This is a genomic window from Saccharothrix deserti, from assembly GCF_009769385.1.
Classification (GTDB): Bacteria; Actinomycetota; Actinomycetes; order Mycobacteriales; family Pseudonocardiaceae; genus Actinosynnema; species Actinosynnema deserti.
The window spans coordinates 24954-44139 of sequence record NZ_VKAB01000012.1 but is presented as its reverse complement, the minus strand read 5'-3'; the positions used below and the strand labels follow the sequence as shown (position 1 = coordinate 44139).

Sequence of the window (19186 nt, the reverse complement as noted above, 5' to 3'; positions counted from 1 at the left end):
CAAGTTGTTCGATTCAGTGCGAGGGTTGCGGCGAACGGGTTCGCGCGCGTCTGGTTAAGTGGTGCGCGGACCCGGTACACAGAGGTACCGGATAGCGTGGAGTCGCCTGAACATGACCTCGACTGGAGTCCCGTCCCGATCCGAGCTCGCCGGCCGGCACGACGCCGGCGCGGCCCGCACGGCCAGTCCCGAACAGGCTCGTGACGAATTGATCGAACGGGCCGCCGCCAACGCCCCCGAGCTCGCCGACCTGATCCGCCTGTACTACCGCCACGTCCCCGCCGAGGAAGTCATCGACGACGACCCGGTCGACCTGGTGGGCGCCGTGCGCTCGAACTACCAGCTCGCCGAGAGCCGCGTGCCCGGCCGCCCGGTGGTGCGGATCCTCAACCCGACGCGCGCGCACGACGGCTGGACGTGTCCGGCCACGGTGGTGCAGGTGGTCACCGACGACATGCCGTACCTGGTCGACTCGGTGGCCTCCGAGCTGACCCGCGGCGGCGTGCAGGTGCAGCGGGTGGTGCACCCGATCGTCGTGGTGCGCCGGGACCTGGTGACGGGCGAGCTCCTGGAGGTCCTGCCGACCGCCGACCCGGCCGACCCGCCGGGCGACGCGATGGCGGAATCGTGGATGTACATCGAGGTCGACCTGCTCACCGACCCGGACCGGGCGCGTGAGCTGGAGACCAAGCTGCACACCGTCCTCAACGACGTCCGCGAGGTCGTCGAGGACACCGACAAGATGATCGGCACGGCATTCAGCCTGGCCGACCAGCTGGAGTCCGACCCGCCGCCGCTGCCCGAGCACGAGGTCCTGGACGGCGCGAACCTGCTGCGCTGGCTGGCCCACGACCACTTCACGTTCCTCGGCTACCGCCAGTACGAACTCGTCCGCGACGACCCGGCGACGGACGGTGAACCGGCCCTCAGAGCGGTCCTGGCCAGCGGTCTGGGTGTGCTCAGACAGGACAGCCTCGCGGCGCGCAGCCTGACCGCGGGCCCGGACGCGGGCGCGCAGGCGCTGTCACCCGAACTGCTGGTCTTGACGCAGGCGAGCGCGCAGTCGAGCGTCCACCGTTCGGTCTACCCGTATTACGTCGGCGTGAAGACTTTCGACGCCGACGGCAACGTGACCGGCGAGCACCGGTTCCTCGGCGTCTTCTCCACCACGGCCCTGCACGAGGACGTGCTGGACATCCCGGCCATCGAGCGCCGGGTCCGCGACGTCATCCACCGCGCCGGTTTCCCGCTGCACTCGTACTCGGGTCAGCGGATGCTGGAAGTGATCCAGAACTACCCGCGCACCGAGCTGTTCTCGGTGGACACGGACACGCTCTACCAGACCGTCACGGGCGTGATCGCGCTGGCCGAACGCCGCAGGCTGCGGCTGTTCCTGCGCCGCGACCCGTACGGCCGCTTCTACTCGTGCCTGGTCTACCTGCCGCGCGACCGCTACACCACGACGTCGCGGCTGGCCATGCAGGAAGTGCTGATCGACCAGCTCGGCGGCCTGAACCTGGAGTACAGCGCCCGCGTCGGCGAGTCCGCGCTGGCCCGCGTGCACTTCATGGTGCACACCGATCCGACGCGCCAGGTCGAGCCGGACACCGCCTACATCCAGCAGCTGCTGGCCGAGGCGGTGCGTACCTGGGACGACCGCATGGTCGAAGCGGTCCTGGAGGACCAGGGCGCCGGTCTGGGCGCGGAGTCGTCGTCCGAGCAGGGCCAGCGGATCGCCGCGGCGTTCCCGGAGGCCTACAAGGAGGACTTCACCGCGGTCGAGGGCCTGGCGGACTTCCGGCGCATCGAGGCGCTGGGCCGGGGCGACCTGGACATGGTCTTCTACGTGCCGCGTGACGCCGAGCCCGGTGAACGGCGGTTCAAGCTGTTCCTGGTCGGCGCCCGGCTCACGCTGTCCGACGTGCTGCCGATGTTGCAGCGCATGGGCGTGGTCGTGGTGGACGAGCGCCCGTACGAGCTGGTCCGCGACGACGGCGTCGAGTGCTGGATCTACGACTTCGGCCTGCGCATCGACCAGGTCACGCTCGACAAGCTGTCCACCGGGGACGTGGAGTCGATCCGCACCCGCTTCCAGGACGCGTTCGCCGCCGCGTGGCGCGGTGAGGCCGAGGTGGACGGCTTCAACACGCTCGTGCTCAAGGCGGGCGTCACGTGGCAGCAGGCGGCGATGCTGCGCGCCTACGCCAAGTACCTGCGCCAGGCCGGCACCCCGTACAGCCAGGACTACATCGAGGACGCCGTCCTCGCGCACACCGAGGTCGCCACGGCCCTGGTGCGGCTGTTCGAGGCGCGGTTCGACCCCGAACTCGACGAGGGGAAGCGCTCCGCCCGCACCGAGCACCTGGTCGCCGAGATCACCGAGCTGATCGACAACGTGACCAGCCTCGACGCGGACCGGATCCTGCGCAGCCTGCTCACGTTGGTGCAGGCCACGCTGCGCACGAACTTCTTCGTCCGCGACGCCGACGGCAACCCCCGCCCGTACCTGGCGGTGAAGCTGAACCCGCGCGCGATCCCGGACCTGCCACAGCCCCGGCCGCGGTTCGAGATCTTCGTGTACTCGCCGCGCATCGAGGGCGTGCACCTGCGGTTCGGTCCGGTGGCGCGCGGTGGTCTGCGCTGGTCCGACCGGCGCGAGGACTTCCGCACCGAGGTGCTGGGCCTGGTGAAGGCGCAGGCGGTGAAGAACGCCGTGATCGTGCCCGTAGGCGCGAAGGGCGGGTTCGTGGTGAAGAAGCCGCCGGCTCCGACGGGGGACCCCGGTCTCGACCGCGAGGCGTCGCTGGCCGAGGGCATCGCCTGCTACCGCCAGTTCATCTCCGGCCTGCTGGACCTGACCGACAACCTGAACTCCGGCAAGGTCATCCCCGCGCAGCAGGTCGTCCGGCACGACGGCGACGACACGTACCTGGTGGTCGCGGCGGACAAGGGCACGGCGTCGTTCTCCGACATCGCCAACGAGGTGTCGAAGTCCTACGGCTTCTGGCTCGGTGACGCGTTCGCGTCCGGCGGTTCCGTCGGCTACGACCACAAGGCGATGGGCATCACCGCCAAGGGCGCGTGGGAGAGCGTGAAGCGCCACTTCCGCGAGCTGAACGTCGACACCCAGTCGCAGGAGTTCACCGTCGTCGGCGTCGGCGACATGTCCGGTGACGTGTTCGGCAACGGCATGCTGCTGTCCGAGCACATCCGGCTCGTGGCCGCGTTCGACCACCGGCACATCTTCATCGACCCGAACCCCGTCGCGGCACCGTCCTACGCCGAGCGCAAGCGGCTGTTCGAGCTGCCCCGGTCGTCGTGGGACGACTACGACCGCTCGCTGATCAGCGAGGGCGGCGGCGTGTGGCCGCGTTCGGCGAAGTCGATCCCGGTCAGCGAGCAGGTCCGCGAGGCCCTGGGCCTGCCCGAGGGCGTGGTGAAGCTGTCGCCGCAGGAGCTGATGAAGGCCGTCCTGCTGGCGCCGGTCGACCTGCTGTGGAACGGCGGCATCGGCACGTACGTGAAGGCGGGCACCGAGTCGCACGCCGAGGTCGGCGACAAGGCCAACGACGCGATCCGGGTCAACGGCGCGGACCTGCGGGTGAAGGTCGTCGGCGAGGGCGGCAACCTGGGCCTGACCCAGCGCGGCCGGATCGAGTTCGCCCGCGGTGGCGGCAAGGTCAACACCGACGCGTTGGACAACTCGGCCGGTGTGGACTGCTCCGACCACGAGGTCAACATCAAGATCCTGCTGGACGAGCTGGTCCGCGACGGCAAGCTCGACCACGGGCAGCGCAACGAGCTGCTGGGCCAGATGACCGACGAGGTCGGCGAGCTGGTGCTGGCCGACAACTACTCGCAGAACACCGTGCTCGGCGTGTCCCGCGCCCACGCCGCGCCGATGCTGTCGGTGCACGCGCGACTCGTCGCCGATCTCGAGCAGCGCGGCGCGCTCGACCGGACCCTCGAAGCGCTGCCGAGCGTGTCGGAGTTCAAGGCGTTGGAGAAGGCCGGCGAGGGCCTGACCTCACCGGAACTCGCGACCCTGTTGGCGCACGTGAAGCTGGCGTTGAAGGAGGAGGTGCTGGCCAGCGACCTGCCGGCGATGGACGTGCTCGCTCGCAGGCTGCCCGACTACTTCCCGAGCGAGCTGCGGGAACGGTTCGCCGACGCGATCGCCCATCACCCGCTGTCCCGCGAGATCATCACGACGGTGCTGGTCAACGAGGTCGTGGACGGCGGTGGGGTGTCGTACGCGTTCCGGTTGGCCGAGGAGATCAGCGCGTCGACGACGGACGCCGTGCGCGCGTACACCGTGGTGACCGCGATCTACGACCTGCCGTCGTTGTGGCAGGAGATCCGGGCGCTGGACAACGTCGTCGCGACGGACGTCCAGGACGACATGGTGCTGGAGACCCGCCGCCTGCTCGACCGCGCGTCGCGCTGGCTGCTGACCAACCGTCCCCAGCCGCTCGCGATCGGGTCCACGATCAGCCGGTTCGCCCCGGTGGTCTCCTCGCTCGCGCCGCGCACGATCGACATGCTCCAGGGTCACGAGAAGAAGACCGTGCTGGAGGACGTCGAGCGGCTGGTGGCGAAGGGCGTGCCGGTGGCGTTGGCGCGGCGGATCGCCGGGCTGCTGTTCACCTACGGGTTGCTGGACGTCACGGAGGTGGCCGAACTCGCCGAGCGCGAGGAGGGCGAGGGCGCGACCGGTCACGAGCGGACGCACGAGGAGACGGCCGAGCTGTACTTCGCGCTGTCCGACCACCTGGACGTGGACCGGATGCTCAGCTCGGTGTCGGACCTGGAACGCCTGAACCGCTGGCACGCGCTGGCGCGCTTGGCGTTGCGGGACGACTTCTACTCGTCACTGCGCTCGATCACGATCGACGTGCTCCGGTCGGCCGATCCCGGCGACAGCCCGGAAGAGAAGATCGCCCAGTGGGAGCAGACCAACTCCTCCCGCCTGGTCCGAGCCCGCGCCGCCCTCGCGGAGATCAACCGGGTCAGCAAACTGGACCTGGCCACCCTCTCCGTAGCCGCCCGCCAAGTCCGCAGCATGATCCGCTAACCCCCACCCACCCACCCACCCACCCACCCACCCACCCACCAGCCGCCCCCAGCTAATCCCGAGAGTCGAACCGTCAGGTCCCGAGAGTCCTACGTTCAGGTGCCGTGTGTCCTACGTTCGGAACGCGTGTGTCCTACGTTCCGGTCGCGTGTGTCCTACGTTCAGGACCGGCGAGTTGAACGTTCGGGACGCGCGAGTCGGGTGTCCGGGCAGTTGTCCACAGGCGGGGCTTGGACGCGGCGGATTGTCAGACCGTTGTGGCAGGGTAAAAGCAGGGGTCCCCTTGGCGGGGACCCCTGCGTAGCCCTTCGGGCTTGAGGACGTCCGCGATCCGGTGACCTGCCCCAGCGGGGCTGCCGAGGATCCGCGCTTCGCGCTGATCGCGGCCGGGGTGGCCGGTCTGCACCAGCTGCCTGGCCGATGGTCAGTGCGGTCGGCGTAGTCCTGCGATGAGGAGCTCGACCAGTCGACGCGGGTCGTAGCGGGGATCGCTGTCCGCGCCTATGCAGAGGTTCCCGACGCCGCGCATGAGCTCGTAGGCCTCCACGTCCGATCGGATCTCGCCAGAACCGGCTGCGGCGTCGAGCAGTTGGGTGCACACGGGCACGAGGCGGTCGAGGAAGTACGCGTGCAGCGTGTCGAAGCCGGCGTTGTCGGACTGCAGCACGGCAGCGAGTCCGTGCTTGGTGACCAGGAAGTCAACGAAGAGGTTGATCCACTGCCCCAGTGCGGCGTGAGGAGTCGCGCTGGTCGCCAGCAGGGCTGGACCGGCCTCGGCGCAGGCCTCGACCTGGTGCCGGTAGACGGCGATGATCAGATCCGCCCGAGTCGGGAAGTGGCGGTAGATCGTGCCCATCCCGACGCCCGCCTTGGCCGCGATGGCGCGCACCGGCGCTTCCACGCCTGACGTCACGAAGACCGCGGCGGCCGCGTCGAGCAGGGTCTTCTCGTTACGCCGGGCGTCCGCCCGCTTGGACCGGGCCGCGTGCCCCGCGCCCTCGTCGCTCTCGTTCACCGCGCCGCTCCCTCCGCTACCGAGCTTGCTAAGCGGAACGGTGTTCCGTATCGTTAACGGAGCAACGTTCCGTTTGCTCAGGATGTCAGAGCAGGGCCTGACAACCAACCCGCGCACTGTCACCGCGCCTCACCCGCAATGGAGGAACACGGTCATGCAGTACCGCACCTTGGGTCGCACCGGTGTGCAGGTCAGCTCCCTCGCGCTCGGCGCGATGAACTTCGGCGAGATCGGGCGCACCACCCAGGACGAGGCCACCGCCATCGTCGATGCCGCTCTCGAGGGCGGGATCAACGTCATCGACACCGCCGACATGTACAGCGGCGGCGAATCGGAGGAGATGGTCGGCAAAGCCATCGCCGGCCGCCGCGACGACATCGTGCTGGCCACGAAGGCGAGCATGCCCATGGGCGACGATCGCAACCACCAGGGCAGTTCGCGCCGCTGGTTGGCCACCGAGTTGGACAACAGCCTGCGCCGTCTCGGCGTCGACCACGTTGATCTCTACCAGATCCACCGGTGGGACCCGAGCACCAGCGACGAGGAGACGCTGTCGGCGTTGACCGACCTGCAGCGCGCGGGAAAGATCCGCTACTTCGGCTCCTCGACCTTCCCCGCATACCGCCTCGTGCAAGCCCAATGGGCCGCCCGCGAGCATCGCCTGAGTCGTTACGTCACCGAACAGCCCAGCTACTCGATCCTGCAACGCGGTGTCGAAACCCACGTGCTGCCCGTGACCGAGCAGTACGGGCTCGGTGTGCTGGTGTGGAGCCCGTTGGCTTCGGGCTGGCTGTCGGGCGCGATCCGCGAGGGCCGGGAGATCACCACCAGCCGCTCGACGTTCATGCCCCAACGCTTCGACACCGCCATCCCCTCCAACCGGGCCAGGCTCGATGCCGTCGAGCAGTTGGCCGAGGTCGCAGACCGGGCCGGTTTGACCATGATCCAGCTCGCGCTCGGCTTCGTCACCGCGCATCCCGCCGTGACCAGCGCGATCATCGGCCCCCGCACGCTGGACCACCTGCGCTCGCAGCTCGCCGCCGCTGACACCGTGCTCTCCGCCGACGTGCTCGACGCGATCGACGAGATCGTCGCTCCCGGTGTCGACCTTGCCGCACACGAGAAGTACGACACCCCTCCCGCCTTGCTCGACCCGTCACTGCGGCGCCGCTGAAGCAGCGATGCACGACGTTGCGGCCGTTGTGGTCGCGTGTGTCGAAGCCGGCCGGTGGCCCGCCGCGGGCTCTGCGGCGGGCCCGGTTGCCCGAAGTGTTCGAACGGCTAGGTGCGCCAGGTGTCGGACAGCGTCACGGGTGACGTGGCGGTGCGGTTGGCGCCGCTCTCCCACGTCACCGCACCGTCCGACTCCTTCCGGATGTACTTGTACTGGAACGAGGTCCCGGCCGGCAGCGACGCCGAGCCCCGCCACGTCGGGTAGGTCGCGGACGACAGCGCCACCGCGGCCGCCGGGTTCCACGCACCCAGCGACGGGTGGTCCCCGACCACGAAGATGTTCTGCCCCAACGTGGTCGTGGCGTTCACCGCGAACGACGTCGAACCGGTTGGCGGCGGTGTCCCGGTGGCCCCCACGTGCAACGCCAACGCCTCGCCGGCACCCAACGCCGCCGTGAACTGACCGTTCGACCCCACGGTGTGAGCCACGCACCCGTCCTGCTGCACGTTGCAGTACGACCCGGCGGGCAGCGAGGTCTGGAACGTCCGCGTCAAGGACGAGGACTCCCGGTTGATCGCCACGAAACCCTTGCCACCCCGGCCGAACGCGATCGCGTCACCGCCGTTGTCCCACCAGTTCACCACCGACGTGCCGGCGACGGCGTTGCGGAACCCCACCATCGAAGCGATCTGCGTCCACCGGTGCTGGCACTTCCACCCGGACGTGTAGCACTCCGACCCTCCGGGCGGCCCGGCGTCGTGCGAAGAGAACTCGTACCCCGAGTACACGTTCGGCGCGCCGTAAGGCCACGCCAGCATGAACACGTTCGCCAACGTGTAGGTCGACCCGTCGCGGTACGACAACGTCGACCCGTTGCGCTCGGTGTCCCAGTTGTCCACGAACGACCGCGCCTGCCCACTCGGCAGGTAACCCCACGACTGCCCGAACGTGCTCAGGTAAGCCAGGTTCTCGTTGTTGAAGATCCGCTTGATGTCATACGCGTACCGGAACTCGTCCACATCACCCGACCCGGTGTACTCGCCGGGCTGCACGGCCTCACCTGCCCCGTAGATCACCTCGTGCACCCAGAACACACCGGGGTTGCTCAACCGCGACTTGATCGCCGCCAGATCGGCCGCCGGCATGTGCTTGGCCGCGTCGATCCGGAACCCGTCCACCCCGAGCGAGATCAGGTGGTTCAGGTAGGAGGCGATCCTGCCGCGCACGTAGTCGCTGCCGGTGTCGAGGTCCGACAGCCCGACCAGCTCGCAGTTCTGCACGTTGTCGCGGTTGCGGTAGTCGCTGATGTGCGCCCGGCACGAGTGGAAGTCCCAGTCGCTGTAGGTGCCGGGGTAGCTGTACTTCGCATACGAAGAGCCGCCGGTGCCGACCCCGGACCCGGCGCTCATGTGGTTGATGACCGCGTCCGCGATGACCTTCACACCCGCCGCGTGGCAGATGTCGACCATCTGGCGGAACGCGGCCTCGTCACCGAGGCGTCCGGCGATGCGGTAGCTGACGGGCTGGTAGGAGGTCCACCACTGGGACCCCTGGATGTGTTCGGTGGCAGGGGACACCTCGACGAACCCGTACCCCTTGGGCCCCAGCACGTTCGCGCACTCGGCGGCGACCCGCGGGAACGGCCACTGGAACAGGGTCGCGGTGACGTCCTTGGCGGACGGCGGCGCCGCAAGAGTTTGCGGAACCGGGACCGCCAAAAGGCTGAACAGGAGGACGGCTATCGCGCACAAGGCGCGTCGGGTAGCGGAAACCACGTTGTCTCCTCGCTGGCAGGGATGTGCTCTAGGTCATACCAGCCGGCAGAGTTGCTGAAAACACTTGCAAAGTATTTCATTGCGGACCGGCGCGGAACCGATCCGGAAGGACACCCCGATGACGCAGGACTGGTGGCGCGAGGCCGTCATCTACCAGGTCTACGTGCGCAGCTTCGCCGACTCGAACGGCGACGGCGTCGGTGATCTGCCCGGCATCCGCTCCCGGCTGCCCTACCTCGCCGACCTCGGCGTGGACGCGGTGTGGATCACCCCGTTCTACGCGTCCCCGATGGCGGACGGCGGCTATGACGTCGCCGACTACCGCGCGATCGACCCGTCGTTCGGCACCCTCGACGACGCCAAGGGCCTCGTCGACGAAGCGCACGAACGAGGCATCCGCGTGATCGTCGACCTCGTCCCGAACCACACGAGCGACCGGCACAGGTGGTTCCAGCAGGCCCTCAAGGCCGCGCCGGGCTCACCGGAACGCGCCCGCTACCACTTCCGGGACGGCAACGGCGATCTCCCGCCGAACGACTGGGAGTCCGTCTTCGGCGGTCCCGCGTGGACGAAGACCCCCGACGGCCAGTGGTACCTGCACCTGTTCGCGCCCGAGCAGCCGGACCTGAACTGGGACCAGGCGGAGGTCCGCGACGAGTTCCTCGACATCCTCCGCTTCTGGCTCGACCTCGGCGTGGACGGGTTCCGCATCGACGTCGCCCACGGCATGGTCAAGGCGGACGGCCTGCCCGACGTCGGCACGCCCGGCCACATCAAGCTGCTCGACACGCAGGCGCTGCCGTTCTTCGACCAGGACGGCGTGCACGAGATCTACCGCGACTGGCGCAAGGTGCTCGACTCGTACCCCGGCGGCCGGATCGGCGTGGCCGAGGCGTGGACGCCCAGCCCCGAGCGCACCGCCCGCTACCTGCGTTCCGACGAGCTGCACCAGGCGTTCAACTTCCACTACCTGACCGCCGAGTGGAACGCCGCCGACCTCAGGCAGGTCATCGACGACTCGCTGGCCGCGATGGCGCCGGTGGCCGCGCCGACGACGTGGGTGCTGTCCAACCACGACGTGCAGCGGCACGCGACCCGGTACGGCAGCATGACGCGGGCGCGGGCCGCCGCGTTGTTGATGCTCGCGCTGCCCGGCAGCGCGTACGTCTACCAGGGCGAGGAACTGGGCCTGCCCGAGGTGCTCGACCTGCCCGAGGACGTCCTCCAAGACCCCGTGTGGGAACGGTCCGGCCACACCGAACGGGGCCGTGACGGCTGCCGCGTGCCGATCCCGTGGACGCCGGACGGCCCGTCGTTCGGCTTCGGCGAGGGCGGTTCGTGGCTCCCGCAGCCCGCCGACTGGGCGGAGCTGAGCGTCGCCCGACAGCTCGACGACCCGAACTCGGTGCTGGAGCTGTACCGCAGCGCGCTGCGCGTGCGACGCGAGCACCCGGACCTCGGCGCGGGCTCCGAAGTGGAGTGGTTGGACGTGCCCGAGGGCGTGTTGTCCTTCCGCCGTGGCGCTTTCACGTGCGTGGTGAACTTCGGCCCGGACACCGCACGCCTGCCCGCCGACGGACGAGTGCTGCTGGCCTCGGGTGGTTGCGCGACAGAAGGCGCGGACGTCCTCGTGCCGCCGGACACGACCGTGTGGCTCACACGCCCGTAGAGTCACCCGGTGTGACAGCGCGGCTCAGTGACATCGCGAACCAGGCAGGCGTGAGCGAGGCGACGGTCAGCCGGGTGGTCAACGGCAAGCCGGGCGTCTCCGCCGCCACCCGCCAGGCCGTGGTCGCCGCGATGGACGTCCTCGGCTACGAGCGCCCGCCCAGGCTCCGACAGCGCAGCGCCGGGTTGATCGGGTTGATCACCCCCGAGTTGAACAACCCGATCTTCCCGGCGTTCGCGCAGGTCATCGAGCAGGTGCTGACCCGCGACGGCTACACGCCGGTGCTCTGCACGCAGACGCCCGGCGGCTCCACCGAGGACCAGCTGACCGACATGCTGGTCGACCGCGGCGTCACCGGGATCGTCTTCGTGTCCGGCCTGCACGCCGACACGACGGCCGACAAGGACCGGTACGTCAAACTGGCCGGGCGCGGGGTGCCGTTCGTGATGATCAACGGCTACACCGATCAGGTTTCCGCACCGTTCGTGTCGGTGGACAACCGCGCGGCCGTCCGGCTCGCTGTCACCCACTTGGTTGAACTCGGCCACGAGAACATCGGCCTGGCCGTCGGTCCGCCGAGGTTCGTGCCCGCCCAACGCATGGTCGAGGGCTTCACGCTCGTCCGCCCGCAGGCGTCCGACCTGGTCGAGCACTCCCTGTTCACGGTCGAGGGCGGCCAGGCCGCGGCCAACGCCCTGCTGGACCGTGGCTGCACGGCGATCGTGTGCGGCAGCGACCTGATGGCGTTCGGCGCGATCCGCGCGGCCCGCCAGCGGGGCCTCAACGTGCCGCGTGACGTCTCCGTGGTCGGCTTCGACGATTCGCCGCTGATCGTGTTCGCCGACCCGCCGCTGACCACGATCCGCCAGCCCGTCGAAGCGATGGGCCAGGCCGCAGTGCACGCGTTGCTGGAGGAGATCGGCGGCACCCCCGCACCGCACGCGGAGTTCGTGTTCCAGCCCGAGTTGGTGGTGCGGGGCTCGACCGGCGCCCGGCCGAGATGACCTTGCCAGACCAAGAGGCACAGTGGATGCTCGCCCGGAGAATGCGAGCACAGCGGCTCTCGCACCCCGCGAAGAACGTGACGGACTTGCTGAAATCCGTCTTCGCCCTCCAAGCCCAGGACATGTCCGCGGCACGGCTCGCAGCGCGCGCCCGAGGCGTGAGGTCCCTAGACGGTCCTCTGGTGCGTACGTGGGCCATGCGCGGCACCCTCCACCTGCTCCACGAAGACGACCTGTGGGTCGTCAACCTCCTGGGGCCGACCTTCATCGCCGCCGGACGACGGAGACGCGAACAACTCGGCCTCACCGATGAGCTGTGCGAGCGCGCGCTACCCGCGCTCCGCGAAGTTCTGACCGAACCGCTGGAACGCGCCGAAATCGTCAACCGCCTGGCCGAAGTCGGCATCACCCTCGACCCGAAGTCGCAGGCCCCGGCGCACCTGCTGGCGTTCGCCGCGAACTCCGGCGTGCTGTGCCGAGGCCTGGACGACACCTACCGGCTCCTGCGCATCGACTGCGAACCCCGAGGCGTGGACGAGCTGTGGCGGCGCTACCGGCGTGCCTACGGCCCGGCGACGCCCGACGACTTCGCCGGCTGGAGCGGCCTGCCCAAACGGCAGCTGAAGGACCTCCCCGACGTGGAAGGCGAACCGGCCGAACCCGACGGCACGGTCCGCATGCTCGGCCACTTCGACACCTACCTGCTCGGCTACCGCGACCGCTCCGCCGCCCTGGCCCCCGAGCACGCGCCGCTCGTCCAGACCGGTGGCGGTTTCCTCACCCCGCACGTCGTGGTGGACGGCCGGGTGGTCGCGGTCTGGCGGCGCGACGGCGCGCAGATCGCCGTGCACCCGTTCGGAGCTCTGCCGGATATCGCCGACGAGGTCGCTGACCTGGGGCGATTCCTCGACCTGGATGCGCGCTTAACCTGGGTGTAGCGCGTGGATAGGGTCACTCCACCGCAACAACACCGGGAGGCGCGTTCAACTTGGGTGTGTTCGTGACGGGTGTGCGCCCGCGCTGGTCGGACATGGACGCGTTCGGCCACGTCAACCACGCCAACACGGTGACGTTGCTGGAAGAGGCGCGCATCGACCTCCTGTTCACGGAGGCCGCCCGGCACGGTCTGCCGGAGATGTCGCAGGGCATGGTGGTGGCCCGCCTCGTGGTGGACTACCTCGCGCCGACGGTGTTCACCGGCGACGAGATCGTGGTCGAGATGTCGGTGCGGGAGCTGAAGTCGGCGTCGTTCACGCTCGACTACACCGTCCGCGGAGGTCGCCAGGAGGGCAGCGCTGTCGTCACGACGGCGGAGACCCTTATGGTGCCGTACAACCTGACGGCCGGACGTCCGCGCCGTCTCCTCGAAGCCGAGCGCGACTTCCTCGCGGGCTGGCGTGCCGGAGGTAATGGTGCCTGAATTGGTCCTCGCCGACCCCGCCGAGCGGGACGACCTCGGCGCGTTCGTCGCCCGTGCCGTTCGCCTGGACGCCCAGGCGGTGGTGCGGCTGCGCAACCGCGCGTCCGGCGGCCTGCTGGACGCGTGGGTCGCGACCCCGTTCGACGCCCTGGCGACCCGTACCGTGGCCGGGCAGGTGACCCCGAATGACGTGACCGTGTCGGCGAACGACCTGCTCACCGGCCTGGCCGTGGTGCGGACCGAGACCGTCGACCCCGGTCCGGCGCGGGACATGATGTGGCGTTCGGCGCTGCCTCCGTCGGCGGGCTGGCTGCCGGTGGACCGGCTGCCCGGCAGCGTGGTCTCGGAGCTGGCGGAGAAGGGCGTGGAGGTGGCGCGGGAGAACGCCGGCCCGCGCGGCACCCCGCCCGCGTCGCTGCTGGACCAGACGGTGATCACGGTGAGCGGTTCCGGGTTGGACGTGAAGGTGCCGATGCGGTGCCTGTTCGCGTTGTCCGGCATGGGTTTCCTGGGCGGTGACGACGTGCGCATCACCGCCACCGACTCGTGGCTGCGCATCGACGCCCGGTTCGGCGCGGTGGTCCGCCGCCGTCACTCCATGCTGCCGCTCCTGGTCTGACCCCCGGCGACCTGCTCGAATGCCCGAGCACGTGCCACGAGGCGCAGGACGGCTCCGGCCAGGCGCCGGAGGGGTGGTGGCGCGGTCGAGGGCCGCGCCACCACCACATCGGCGCTAGACGAGCCAGACGGCCGTGTCCGGCGGCAACTGGTTCCCGGTCATCGGGCCACTGGCCAGCAGCACCTCACCGGGCGGCAGCGGCACCGGGCTACCGGACGTGTTCAGCGCGCAGATCAACCCGCCGCCCTTGCGGCGGAACGCGAAGCACCCGGCCGGCGCGCCGTACCACTCCAGCTCGTCACCGCTGAACGCCCCGTGCGATTTCCGCAGCTCCAGCGCGTGCCGGTAGAACGACAGCATCGACCTCGGGTCTTCCAGCTGCGACTCGGCGGTCAGCCCGGCCCACTCGTTGGGCTGCGGCAGCCACGTGCTCACCGCCTCCGAGAACCCGAACGGCGGCATGTCGCCCTCCCACGGCAACGGCACCCGGCACCCGTCCCGGCCCCGGTCGGTGTGCCCGGACCGCAGCCAGATCGGGTCCTGGAGCGCCCACTCCGGCAGCTCCACGTCCGGCAGCCCCAGCTCCTCGCCGTTGTACAGGTAGACGACGCCGGGCAGCGCCAGCTCCACCAGCGTCATCGACCGCGCCCGCTGCGCGCCGAGCGCACCGCCGCCGTACCGGGTCACGTGCCGCGTCACGTCGTGGTTGGACAACGTCCAGGTGGGCGGCGTGTCCAGGCCGCGGATCGCGCCCAGCGAGTGCTCGATGGCCGACCGCACGCCGTCCGCGTCGAACGGCGCCTCGACCAGCCGGAAGTTGAACCCGAGGTGCAGCTCGTCGGGCCGCACGTACCGGGCGAACCGCTCGTCGTCCTGGACCCAGATCTCGCCGACGGCCATCCGGCCGGGGTACTCGTCGATGACCTTGCGGATCATCCGGTGCACCTCGTGCACCCCGTCGTTGTCGAACCGGGGGTCCAGCGAGTTGTCGTGCATGACGCCGGACCCGAGCTCGACCCGCGGGTCGACGTTCGGCAGCCCGTACGGCTTGGCCATCCCGTGGGCCACGTCGATCCGGAACCCGTCCACGCCGCGGTCCAGCCAGAACCGCAGGGTGCGCGCCAGATCCGCGGCGACCTCGGGGTTGTCCCAGTTCAGGTCGGGCTGCTCGGGCGCGAACAGGTGCAGGTACCACTGCCCGTCCGGGACGCGGGTCCACGCCGGCCCGCCGAACTGGCTCGGCCAGTTGTTCGGCGGCACGGACCCGTCGTACCCGCCGCCGTCCCGGAAGATGTACCGGTCCCGTTCGACCGAACCCGGCCCGGCCCGCAGCGCGGCCTGGAACCAGGCGTGCCGGTCGCTGGTGTGGTTGGGAACGAGGTCGATCGTGACGCGGAGGTTGTGCGCGTGCGCCTCGGCGACCAGCCGGTCGAACGCGGCCAGGTCGCCGAACAGCGGGTCGACGTCACGGGGGTCGGCCACGTCGTACCCGTGGTCGGCCATGGGCGAGGTGAAGAACGGTGTGAGCCAGAGGGCGTCCACACCGAGCAGTTCGAGGTAGCCGAGCCGGGAGCGGATGCCGTCGAGGTCGCCCACGCCGTCACCGTTCGCGTCGGCGAAGGATCGGACGTAGACCTGGTAGAAGACGGCGTCACGCCACCAGGCGGACTCGTCGGCGATCTCTGGTTGTAGGTCGGAGGATCGTCGCACGAGAGGTCATCCTGCCATTCGCGACAGACACCACGAGCCCGTTCGGGTGATCAAGAATCACACCCACGCGTTCATCATGCTGTTCGCGGCCATCTCCAGGTACGCCCAGAGCTGCTCACGGTGCTGCGGAGAAAGATCAACCGAGTCGACGCCGACCTTGGCGCAGCGCAGCCAGGCGTCCCGCTCAATGGGACCGATCACGAACGGAGCGTGGCGCATCCGCAACCGAGGATGACCGCGGGTGTCGGAGTACGTGTGCGGGCCGCCCCAGTACTGCATGAGGAACAGCCGGAACCGCTCTTCGGCGGGCCCCAGGTCCTCTTCGGGGTACAGCGGACGCAGGACGGGATCGTTGGCCACTTCCTCGTAGAAGCGCGCGACGATCTTGTGGAACGTCTCGTACCCGCCCACTGCTTCGTAGAAGTTCTCCGGAGGAGTGGTCACCCCTCCATCCTGCCTCAGTCACCGAGAGGTGTCCCACGCCGACCCCGCCGACCCCGCCGACGTCGGTGGCGGGGCGGCCACGGCCGGTGAACGGGCGCGTGACCGCAACCGGCCGGCTGCGACGGGCTGCGCGACGGCTAAGAGGAGGAGGACTTCAGGGAGATGCCGGCGTCGTCCAGGGCGGGCATCAGCTTGGCTCTCAGGGCGCGTTGGACCGCCCACTGTCTGCCCGGCCGCACCTTGACCGTCACCCGCATGGTGATGCCCTCGGGCGTGACCTTCTCCACACCGAGCACCTGCGGCTTGTCGATCACGTCCTTGGCCAGCGACTCCTCGTCCGTCGCGGCCGTGACCGCCTTGTTCAGCACCTCGCTGGCCGAGGCCAGGTTCGCCCCGTACCCGAGCGGCAGGTCGACGACCGCCACCGCGAAGCCCTGCGACGAGTTGCCGACCCGCAGGATCTCGCCGTTGCGGACGTACCAGACCGTGCCGTTGGTGTCGCGGATCGTGGTTATCCGCAACCCGACCGACTCGACCGTGCCGGTGGCGGGGCCGAGGTCGACCACGTCACCGACCCCGTACTGGTCCTCCAACATCATGAACATGCCGGACAGGAAGTCCTTGACCAGGTTCTGCGCGCCGAAACCGATGGCGACACCCAGAATCCCGGCCGACGTCAGGATCGGCGCGACGTTCATCCCCAGCTCGGTGAGGATCTGTATGAACGCCACGCCGAAGACCATGATCGTGACGACTGACTTGAGCACCGAGCCGATGGTCTTGGCCCGCTGCTCGCGCCGCTCGGAGACCAGCGCGCCCAGCGCCTGGGGCGCCCGCTCGCGCAACGGCGCGAGCAACTTCGGCTTGCGGCCCCCGTTGCCGCGCGTCAGCCGGTCGATCAGCCTGCGGAGCAGGAACCGGACCACCACGGCGATGATCAGCGTCAGCGCGATCCGCAGCGCGCCTTCGGCGATCTTCGGCCCGTTGGTCACCCACCACTCGACGGCGAGGGTCGACTCCACGTCGACCATCAGGTCAGTCCTCACCAGGTCAGTCCTCCACTCACAACTCGAGGCCGGTCGCCCAGGCCAGGAAGGTCAACTGGTCCACGGCCAGCCCCACCGACCGGCTCACCGATCGGCCCGCGTGCCCCACCTCCGTCTCGCGGCGGAGCAGCACCGGGTGCTTGGTCGGATCACTCGACGTCGCGTGCTGGAGCGCCGCGCACATCTTCCGGGCGTGGTTGGGGTCCACACGGCTGTCCGACTCGAAGACCGTGAACAGCACCGAAGGGTACTCAACTCCGACCCCTACCTGGTGGTACGGGGAGTAGGCCAGCAGCCATCCCAGCTCCTCCGGCACGGCCGCGGAGCCGTACTCCTCCGCCCACAGCCGCCCGAGCAGGAAGTTCTCGTACCGCACCATGTCCAGCAGTGGCGCTGAGCACACCACGGCCGCGTACAGCTCCGGCCGCTGGGTCAGCGCCGCCCCGACCAGCAGCCCGCCGTTCGAACCGCCCATGACCGACAACTGCTGCGGCGTGGTCCAGCCGTCCCGGATCAACCGCTCGGCCGCCGCGTGGAAGTCGTCGAACACGTTCTGCTTCCGCTCGCGCATCCCCGCCCGGTGCCATTCCTCACCCTCCTCGTCGCCGCCCCGCAACGACGCGTGCACCCACACACCGCCCGCCTCGACCCAGGCCAACGTCGTCGCGCTGTACCCCGGCCCACGTCCCACCGCGAACCCGCCGTACCCGGTGAGCAGCGTCGGCCTGGGCAGATCCGGGTGCTGTTCCCCGGACACCACGAACATTCGCACGACGGTGCCGTCGGACGACGTGTACGAGACCTGCTGTGTGGACACCTGCGGCAGAGCGACCGTTCCGGGGGCCGCCGCCTCCAGCTCCGTCCGGCCCTCGGAGAGGGAGAACCGGTACACCGACAAGGGCGTTGTGAAGTCGGACCACCCGAACCACAGCACGTCACGGTCCGCAACCGTCAGTGCGTCGACTGTGGACAACCCGTGCAGCGACCCGGTTCCGGGCAGCGGGACCTCCCGCAGGTGCTCACCGGTCCCGGGAGAGTGCAGGTGCAGTTCCGACACCGCGTGCCGGGTCCGCAGCAGCACCAGCGACCCGTCCAGCCACGTCACCCCGTCGAGCACCGAATCCGCCTGCTCGGGCACCAACTCGGTCCACTCGGTGGGCGTCGCCGGGTCGGCCACGCACAGCCGGAACCGCGGCGCGTCCAGGCTGGTCCGCAGGTAGAGCCGCCCGTCCGGCGCGACCCACGCCGAGCACTGCGCCCCGTCGTCGGCCGACACGACCTGCTTCAACTCCCCGGACCCGTGCAGGTCCGCGATCCACACCGAGTCGCGCCGCACGGTGCCGGGCGCGCCGTTCACCAGCAGCCACCGCCCGTCCTCGGACAGCGACAGGCCGTAGTAGTACGTGTGGTCGAGCCCGTCCCCGTGCACGTTGACGTCACCGGACGCCGGCGTCCCGACCCGGTGCCGCCACACCCGCCGATGGAACTGCCGCTCGTCCTCGGGCACCAGCGCAGGGTCGATGCGCCGGACGTAGAAGAACTCCTCGCCACCGGGCAGCCAGGCCACCGGCGAGTACCGGCACCGGTCGATCGGCCCGTCCAGCAACTCGCCCGAGTCGACGTCCACCACGTGCAGCAACGAGTGCTCGTCGCCGCCCACGGAGACCTGGTACGCGAGCCGCGTGCCTTCGCGGGACGGCGACCACCGGTCCAACGTGGTCCGGCCGGTCGGGTCGAGCGCCGACACGTTCAACAACACCCGCTCCACGCCGTCCACCCGCACGTACAGCACGGGGTGGTCCTGCTCCGGCCCGCGACGGGTGTAGAACGCCCGCCCGGCCCGCCACACCGGCGTGCCGACGGCTCCGGTCCGCATCAGCTCGCCGAGCCGGTCGCCCAGCGCGGTCCGTCCGGGCATGGCGTCCAGCCACGACCGCGCCAGCCCGTCCTGCTCGGCGGACCAGGCGGCGGTGCGGGGATCCGCAGCGTCTTCGAGCCAGCGGTACGGATCGGCCACCGCGTGTCCGTGCAGGTCTTCGACGAGGTCGAGGCGTTCCGCGGCGGGATAGGTGATCGTCGCAGGCAGCGCTGCGCGGGGGGCTTCGGTCACCCCGCCGAGCGTAGCGACTCTGATGAAAACCATCTTCGATAGGGGTGAGTTCACCCAAGTTTTGGTGTCGGCTCCGTGACACGTCACATATCACAGGTGATTTTTGGGTGCGATCTGTGGTCTGCT

At 69.7% G+C, this 19186-nt stretch carries 13 protein-coding genes; 7 read left to right on the top strand and 6 right to left on the bottom strand.

What is annotated here, in order from left to right:
* The first annotated feature begins 112 nt into the window (after window positions 1-112).
* On the top strand, window positions 113-5074 hold the full coding sequence (locus FM051_RS21870; RefSeq protein ID WP_158846293.1) for an NAD-glutamate dehydrogenase: 4962 nt from the start codon (window positions 113-115) through the stop codon (window positions 5072-5074).
* A gap of 424 nt (window positions 5075-5498) precedes the next feature.
* Here FM051_RS21870 and FM051_RS21865 read toward each other — a convergent pair whose 3' ends face one another.
* Window positions 5499-6089 carry a TetR/AcrR family transcriptional regulator gene (locus FM051_RS21865; protein WP_158846291.1) on the bottom strand — a complete coding sequence of 197 codons (591 nt, stop codon included), beginning with the start codon at window positions 6087-6089 and terminating at the stop codon, window positions 5499-5501.
* Between the two features lie 154 nt (window positions 6090-6243).
* On the opposite strand from FM051_RS21865, the gene FM051_RS21860 reads away from it, so the two are divergent.
* Complete coding sequence (locus FM051_RS21860; protein WP_158846830.1) at window positions 6244-7263, top strand: aldo/keto reductase; 1020 nt, start codon at window positions 6244-6246, stop codon at window positions 7261-7263.
* A 107-nt stretch (window positions 7264-7370) separates the two neighbouring features.
* On the opposite strand, the gene FM051_RS21855 is transcribed toward FM051_RS21860, so the two are convergent.
* Entirely contained in the window at window positions 7371-9038 is a 1668-nt protein-coding gene (locus tag FM051_RS21855) for a carbohydrate-binding module family 20 domain-containing protein (protein WP_158846289.1), read from the bottom strand.
* A gap of 118 nt (window positions 9039-9156) precedes the next feature.
* On the opposite strand from FM051_RS21855, the gene FM051_RS21850 reads away from it, so the two are divergent.
* From FM051_RS21850 to FM051_RS21830, 5 genes are read left to right on the top strand one after another with little or no spacing between them, the layout of a single operon-like run.
* Window positions 9157-10707 carry a glycoside hydrolase family 13 protein gene (locus FM051_RS21850; RefSeq protein WP_158846287.1) on the top strand — a complete coding sequence of 517 codons (1551 nt, stop codon included), beginning with the start codon at window positions 9157-9159 and terminating at the stop codon, window positions 10705-10707.
* An 11-nt stretch (window positions 10708-10718) separates the two neighbouring features.
* Complete coding sequence (locus FM051_RS21845) at window positions 10719-11711, top strand: LacI family DNA-binding transcriptional regulator (RefSeq protein WP_158846285.1); 993 nt, start codon at window positions 10719-10721, stop codon at window positions 11709-11711.
* Window positions 11708-12649: a DNA glycosylase AlkZ-like family protein gene (locus tag FM051_RS21840; RefSeq protein ID WP_338019489.1), complete on the top strand. Its 942-nt coding sequence runs from the start codon at window positions 11708-11710 to the stop codon at window positions 12647-12649. Before FM051_RS21845 ends, FM051_RS21840 begins: the two co-directional genes overlap by 4 nt.
* A gap of 50 nt (window positions 12650-12699) precedes the next feature.
* Window positions 12700-13131: an acyl-CoA thioesterase gene (locus FM051_RS21835; protein WP_158846281.1), complete on the top strand. Its 432-nt coding sequence runs from the start codon at window positions 12700-12702 to the stop codon at window positions 13129-13131.
* Window positions 13124-13750, top strand: coding sequence for a DUF8010 domain-containing protein (locus tag FM051_RS21830; RefSeq protein ID WP_158846279.1), 627 nt, complete (start codon window positions 13124-13126; stop codon window positions 13748-13750). Before FM051_RS21835 ends, FM051_RS21830 begins: the two co-directional genes overlap by 8 nt.
* A 114-nt stretch (window positions 13751-13864) precedes the next feature.
* Here the strand turns inward: FM051_RS21830 and FM051_RS21825 are convergent, their stop codons facing one another.
* From FM051_RS21825 to FM051_RS21810, 4 genes are all read right to left on the bottom strand, one after another.
* Window positions 13865-15460: a glycoside hydrolase family 13 protein gene (locus tag FM051_RS21825; RefSeq protein ID WP_158846277.1), complete on the bottom strand. Its 1596-nt coding sequence runs from the start codon at window positions 15458-15460 to the stop codon at window positions 13865-13867.
* 57 nt (window positions 15461-15517) lie between these two features.
* On the bottom strand, window positions 15518-15904 hold the full coding sequence (locus FM051_RS21820; RefSeq protein WP_158846275.1) for a globin: 387 nt from the start codon (window positions 15902-15904) through the stop codon (window positions 15518-15520).
* Window positions 15905-16041: 137 nt separating this feature from the next.
* Entirely contained in the window at window positions 16042-16935 is an 894-nt protein-coding gene (locus FM051_RS21815; protein WP_158846829.1) for a mechanosensitive ion channel family protein, read from the bottom strand.
* Between the two features lie 31 nt (window positions 16936-16966).
* Entirely contained in the window at window positions 16967-19060 is a 2094-nt protein-coding gene (locus FM051_RS21810; RefSeq protein ID WP_238412560.1) for a prolyl oligopeptidase family serine peptidase, read from the bottom strand.
* Between the last annotated feature and the right edge of the window lie 126 nt (window positions 19061-19186).